Below are 5,851 nucleotides of genomic sequence, written 5' to 3'. Positions count from 1 at the left end.
GCGGCGCGCTGACGAAGGCTTCGGGCAGATAGATATTCGCGTGTTCGAGCAAACTCAGCAGATAGCCGGTCCAGCTGACCGCGACCGCGGACGCCGATACGCCGTATTCCAGCACGAGCATCCAGCCGATGAACCAGGCGGTCAGTTCGCCCAGCGTCGCGTAGGTGTAGGTGTAGGCGCTGCCGGACACCGGCACCATCGCCGCGAATTCGGCATAAGCCAGCGCGCAGAACGTGCAGCAGATGGCGGCCAGCACGAACGACAGCATGATGGCGGGGCCGGCGTGGTTGGCGGCGGCCTGGCCGGTGATCACGAAGATGCCGCCGCCGATCACCGCGCCGATGCCGAGCGCGGTCAGGCCCCACGGGCCGAGCGTGCGGCGCAGGCTGAGCCCTTCGGCTTCGGTATGGGCGGCGTGGGGGTGCTTGGTGGCCAGGAGCTGTCGGAGCATCGTGCGTGGTCTCGGGACGTTATCGAGGAGTACAACCAAAAAGGCCGGCGGTGTGCCCGCCGGCCTTGAAGACGATCAGGCGCGCTGCCTGAGTTTGCTGTTCCGGAAGCCGTAGGCGAAGTAGATCACCTGCCCCAGCACCGTCCAGCCCACGAAGATCTGCCAGTGTTCCATGAACGACTGCATGAACAGGAACAGGCAGGCCAGCACGCCCAGCGGGCAGATCAGCCAGAACATGGGCACGCGGAACGGACGGGCGAGGTCGGGGCGGGTGAAGCGCAGCACCAGCACGCCGAGACAGACGGTGGCGAAGGCCAGCAACGTACCCATCGAGACCAGCTCGCCCAGCACGCTGAGCGGCATGAAACCGGCCAGCAGGCAGGCCAGCACGCCGACGATGATCGTACCGACGTAGGGCGTGTGGAACTTCGGGTGCACCTTGCCGAACAGGCGCGGCAGCAGCCCGTCGCGGGACATCGAATAGAAGATGCGCGGCTGCGCCATCAGCATCACCAGGATCACTGACGACAGGCCGGCAATGGCGCCGATCTCCACTGCTGTCTTCAGCCAGCCGACGCTGGCGCCGGGATCGGCCTTCAGGACCTCTTCCAGCGCGGTGGCCACCGGCTTGGCGGTGCCCAGCAGGCTGTAGTGGGTCATGCCGGTCAGCACCGCGCAGACGGCGATGTAGATGACGGTGCAGATGGCCAGCGAACCCAGGATGCCCTTGGGCATGTCGCGCTGCGGATTCTTCGCTTCGCCGGCCGCGGTGGAGACCRCGTCGAAGCCGATGTAGGCGAAGAACACGATGGTCGCCGCGCGGAACACGCCGTCCATGCCGAACTGTCCGGGACCGGTGTTCTCCGGGATGAAGGGCGTCCAGTTGGCCGGGTCCACGTACTGCACGCCGAAGCCCAGGAACGCCGCGATGACGAGCACCTTGATCGCCACGATGATCGCGTTGACGAAGGCCGACTGGGTGATGCCGACATAGCACAAGCCGCTGACCGCCGCGACGATCAGCACCGCGGGCAGGTTGATGATGCCGTTGGTGGCGACGAACCCGCCGTCGGCCCAGGTGATGGGCGCGGTGGCCAGTTGCTCGGGGAAGGGCACGCCCAGCGTGGAAGTCAGGAAGCTCACCAGGTAGCCCGACCAGCCCACCGCGACGGTGGACGAGGCGAACAGGTACTCCRGTACCAGGCACCAGCCGATGAACCACGCCACGGCTTCGCCCAGGGTCGCGTAGGAATAGGAGTACGCGCTGCCGGACACCGGCATCATCGAAGCGAATTCGGCGTAGCACAGGCCCGCCATGGCGCAGGCGAAGCCGGCCAGCACGAAGCTCAGCATGATCGCGGGGCCGGCATGGTTGGCGGCGGCCTGGCCGGTCAGCACGAAGATGCCCGCGCCGATCACCGCACCCACGCCCAGCATGACCAGGTGCTTGGCCGTCAGCGTCCGTTTCAGGGTGGCTTCGCCGTCCAGGCTGCCTTCGAAGGGTTCACCGGCATCGACGTGGCCTGCCGGCGCGACCGGCTTGACCCTGAACAGAGCTTTGAGCATTCGCAGCGTCCCCTGAGATGACTGAGTGCCGATGGACAGGCCCACCGGGCGGTGACAACGGTCATGGGGACGGTCCCCACGGAAGGCCGTACCTTGCCAAAGCGGGCGGGGGATCACAAGCGCAGGTGCAGCATGGCCGGCGATAATCGGCGCCGTCTTCGCCATCGCGGAAAGGAAAAGCACGTCGTGTCAGCCGCTTATGCTTCGCTACGAGAACACCTGGCCGATTACGGCCGCCGCTGGCCCGACGAAGAAGCGGTCATCGCCCAGTTCCTGGCCCTGCTGGACGAGCCGGCCAACCCGTTCGTCCGCGAGCGGCTGGAAGGCCATCTGACCGGCGGCGCGTGGCTGGTCAGCGGTGATGGCCGGCGCATTCTCATGACCCATCACCGCAAGCTGGACCGCTGGCTGCAACTGGGCGGTCACGCCGATGGCGACACCGACATGGCCCGTGTCGCACTGAAGGAAGCCGAGGAAGAGTCGGGCCTGTCCGACCTGGCCGTGGAGGGCGGCATCTTCGATCTGGACCGCCACTGGATCCCGGAGCGCAAGGGGGTTCCCGGCCACTGGCACTACGACGTGCGCTACGTGGTGCGCGCAGGCGGCAGCGAGGCCTACGTGGTCAGCGAGGAGTCGCTGGACCTGGCCTGGCGCGAGATCGCCCCGCTCGCCGACGAGTCGGACGAATCCCTCAGTCGCATGGCGCGCAAGTGGCTGGCGCGGAACCAGGCGTAGGGCGGGCCTTGGCCCGCCGTTACGCGTCTATCAATACAGCACGCGTACCCGCAACGTACCGTCGATGGCCGCCATCGCCTCGCGCAGGCTGGTGGTCTGTTCCTCGTCGGCGGTGACATCGATGACCACGTAGCCGACCTTGGGATCGGTACGCAGGAACTGCCCGTCGATGTTGATGCCGCGGTCGCGGAAGATGTCGTTGATCTGCGACAGCACGCCCGGCACGTTGCGGTGGATGTGCAGGATGCGGCGGCTGCCGTCATGGCCGGGCAGGGTGACCTCGGGGAAGTTCACCGCCGACAGCGTGCTGCCGTTGTCGCTGTAGCGCACCAGCTTGGCCGCCACCTCGATGCCGATGTTGTCCTGCGCTTCCAGGGTGGAGCCTCCGACGTGGGGCGTGAGGATGACGTTGTCCAGCCCGCGCAGCGGCGACTCGAACGATTCGGCATTGCCCTTGGGCTCGACCGGGAACACGTCCACCGCCGCGCCACCCACCTGGCCCGACTTCAGCGCATCGGCCAGCGCGTCGATGTCGACCACCGTGCCGCGCGAGGCGTTGATCAGGTGCGCGCCGCGCTTCATGCCGGCGATCTGCGCCGCACCGAACATGCCCTGGGTGGCCGGCGTTTCCGGCACGTGCAGGGTCACCACGTCGCTTTGCGCCAGCAGGTCGTCCAGGCCGATGGCCGGACGCGCGTTGCCCAGCGAAAGCTTGGTCTCGATGTCGTGGAACAGCACGTGCATGCCCAGCGCTTCGGCCAGCACGCCGACCTGCGTGCCGATGTGGCCGTAGCCGATGATACCCAGTGTCTTGCCGCGCACCTCGTGGCTGCCCGCGGCCGACTTGCTCCAGCCGCCGCGGTGGCACTCGGCGTTCTTCTGCGGAATGCCGCGCATCAGCATGATGGCCTGGGCGATCACCAGCTCGGCCACGCTGCGGGTGTTGGAGTAGGGCGCGTTGAAGACCGGGATGCCGGCCAGCTCCGCGGCATCCAGGTCCACCTGGTTGGTGCCGATGCAGAAGCAGCCCACTGCGATCAGCCGGCGCGCCTGCGCCAGCACGTCGTCGGTCAGATGCGTGCGCGAACGGATGCCGACGATGTGCGCCTCGGCGATGCGGCGCTTCAGTTCGTCTTCCGGCAGGGACTTCTCGTGGAACTCGATCTGCGTGTAGCCCGCCGCCCGGAAGGTCTCCACCGCAGTCCGGCTGACCCCCTCCAGCAACAGTACGCGGATGTCCTGCTTCGGGTACGAGGTCTTCTTGTTCGACATTGCCGGAAGGTCGTGCGGGGAATGGAAAGGGGCCGTCACTATGCCAGATGCGCGCCGTCGATGCTGCGGCGCGGAATGGAATGCTCGGTTGCCGATTTCCCGGCTTGGTTGCCTCTGAAACGACCTCGCCATCGGCTGGACGCCGCACGGCATCGCTGGCACCCTGAGCGCCCCCGAAAACCCACCCGTGCAATGAGCGATCCGCGCCTGCAAGCCCTGCTCGACGCCGCCCCCGGGCTGCGCCTGAAGACCGATCCCGCCGACCTCGAGCACTACGGTCGCGACTGGACCCGGCGCTGGACGCCCGCGCCGCTGGCGATCGCGTTGCCGGCCACCGTCGAGGACGTCCAGGCCGTCGTGCAGTGGGCCAACGCGCATCGCGTCGCGCTCGTGCCGTCGGGCGGCCGCACCGGCCTGTCCGGCGGCGCCGTGGCGGCCAACGGCGAACTGGTGCTCAGCCTGGAACGCATGAACCAGGCGATCGATTTCAATGCGGTCGACCGCACGTTGACGGTGCAGGCCGGCATGCCGCTGGAGGCCGTGCACAATGCGGCGCGCGAGCAGGGCCTGGTCTATCCGGTGGATTTCGCCTCGCGGGGCTCGTGCGCCATCGGCGGCACCATTGCGACCAACGCGGGCGGCATCCGCGTGATCCGCTACGGCAACACGCGCGAATGGATCGCCGGCCTGAAGGTGGTTACCGGCGCCGGCGACGTGCTGGAGCTCAACAAGGCACTGATCAAGAACTCCAGCGGCTACGACCTGCGCCATCTGTTCATCGGGTCCGAGGGCACGCTGGGCGTGGTGGTGGAAGCCACCGTGCGGCTGACCGATCCGCCGCCGCCGACCAACGTCATGCTGCTGGCGCTGCCGTCGTTCGAGGTGCTGATGCAGGTCTTCGCCGCATTCCGCGAGCGCCTGCAGCTGGAGGCGTTCGAGTTCTTCACCGACCGCGCGCTGCAGCATGTGCTCGCGCACGGTGCGCAGAAGCCGTTCGACGAGGTGCACCCGTACTACGTGGTCACCGAGTTCGCCATCGGCGACGAGGCGAAGGAAGCCGCCGCGATGGCCGCCTTCGAGGCCTGCATGGAGCAGGGCTGGGTCAGCGACGGCGTGATCAGCCAGTCCGACGCGCAGGCCGCGCAGCTGTGGCGTCTGCGCGAGGGCATCACCGAAGCCCTGGCCCGCTACGTGCCGTACAAGAACGACGTGTCGGTGCGCATCTCGGCCATGCCGGCTTTCCTGGCCGAGACCCAGGCCTTGCTGGGCGAGGCGTATCCGCAGTTCGAGGTGGTGTGGTTCGGCCATATCGGCGACGGCAACCTGCACATCAACGTGCTGAAACCCGATGGCATGGAAAACGCGGACTTCGTCACCCAGTGCGAGCAGGTCACCAAACTGCTGGCGGCCTCGCTGAAGCGCCACCACGGCAGCATTTCGGCCGAGCACGGCATCGGCCTGGTCAAGAAGGGCTACCTGGAAAGCACGCGCAGCCCGGAAGAGATCGCCATGATGCGCGGCATCAAGCGGGTGCTGGATCCGAACGGACTGATGAATCCGGGCAAGCTGTTCGACGCGCAAGGGTGATGCGGGTTCATCCGGCACGCGTCGATTGCAGGTAGGCTTTGCGCACCGCGCCGGTGACGGCGTCCCCTCCGGAAACATCCATGTCCCGTTTGATCCTGGCCGGCGTGTTGCTGGCACTTTCCGTCCCGGCCCTGGCCGGCAGCTTCGCCGGCAGCTCTGCGGGCGCCTCGTCCGCCGGTTCGTCGGCATCTTCCGACAGCTCGTCCGGCGACGACAAGATCGTGCTGCAGGCCCGCGAAG

At 67.4% G+C, this 5,851-nt stretch carries 5 protein-coding genes and 1 pseudogene; 3 read left to right on the top strand and 3 right to left on the bottom strand.

The window, feature by feature from the left end; all coding sequences use genetic code 11:
- Together AC04L7_RS11180 and AC04L7_RS11175 are read right to left on the bottom strand one after the other, a co-directional pair.
- The coding region (locus AC04L7_RS11180) for an amino acid permease (RefSeq protein WP_475513016.1) at positions 1–451 on the bottom strand (451 nt) is incomplete at its 3' end.
- 75 nt (positions 452–526) lie between these two features.
- Positions 527–2,017 carry an amino acid permease gene (locus AC04L7_RS11175; protein WP_475513015.1) on the bottom strand — a complete coding sequence of 497 codons (1,491 nt, stop codon included), beginning with the start codon at positions 2,015–2,017 and terminating at the stop codon, positions 527–529.
- A gap of 132 nt (positions 2,018–2,149) precedes the next feature.
- On the opposite strand from AC04L7_RS11175, the gene AC04L7_RS11170 reads away from it, so the two are divergent.
- Complete coding sequence (locus AC04L7_RS11170; RefSeq protein ID WP_435998033.1) at positions 2,150–2,752, top strand: NUDIX hydrolase; 603 nt, start codon at positions 2,150–2,152, stop codon at positions 2,750–2,752.
- A 30-nt stretch (positions 2,753–2,782) separates the two neighbouring features.
- Here AC04L7_RS11170 and serA read toward each other — a convergent pair whose 3' ends face one another.
- The gene (gene serA, locus AC04L7_RS11165) at positions 2,783–4,024 is read right to left on the bottom strand and encodes a phosphoglycerate dehydrogenase (RefSeq protein ID WP_185895901.1); all 1,242 of its coding nucleotides are present in this window, start codon (positions 4,022–4,024) and stop codon (positions 2,783–2,785) included.
- A 192-nt stretch (positions 4,025–4,216) separates the two neighbouring features.
- On the opposite strand from serA, the gene AC04L7_RS11160 reads away from it, so the two are divergent.
- Positions 4,217–5,611, top strand: a complete 1,395-nt coding sequence (locus AC04L7_RS11160; protein ID WP_435998036.1) for an FAD-binding oxidoreductase — start codon at positions 4,217–4,219, stop codon at positions 5,609–5,611.
- 80 nt (positions 5,612–5,691) lie between these two features.
- Positions 5,692–5,851 (top strand): annotated as a pseudogene (locus AC04L7_RS11155) (DUF2388 domain-containing protein); the annotation flags it as partial.

The sequence above is a fragment of the Pseudoxanthomonas sp. LjRoot204_2 genome (assembly GCF_056175765.1).
This window is presented reverse-complemented; position numbering and strand designations above follow the sequence as displayed.

Coding starts and splice junctions, on each gene's coding strand:
- AC04L7_RS11170 (WP_435998033.1), top strand. CDS start 2,150: ATGGCCGGCGATAATCGGCGCCGTCTTCGCCATCGCGGAAAGGAAAAG.
- serA (WP_185895901.1), bottom strand. CDS start 4,024: ATGTCGAACAAGAAGACCTCGTACCCGAAGCAGGACATCCGCGTACTG.
- AC04L7_RS11160 (WP_435998036.1), top strand. CDS start 4,217: ATGAGCGATCCGCGCCTGCAAGCCCTGCTCGACGCCGCCCCCGGGCTG.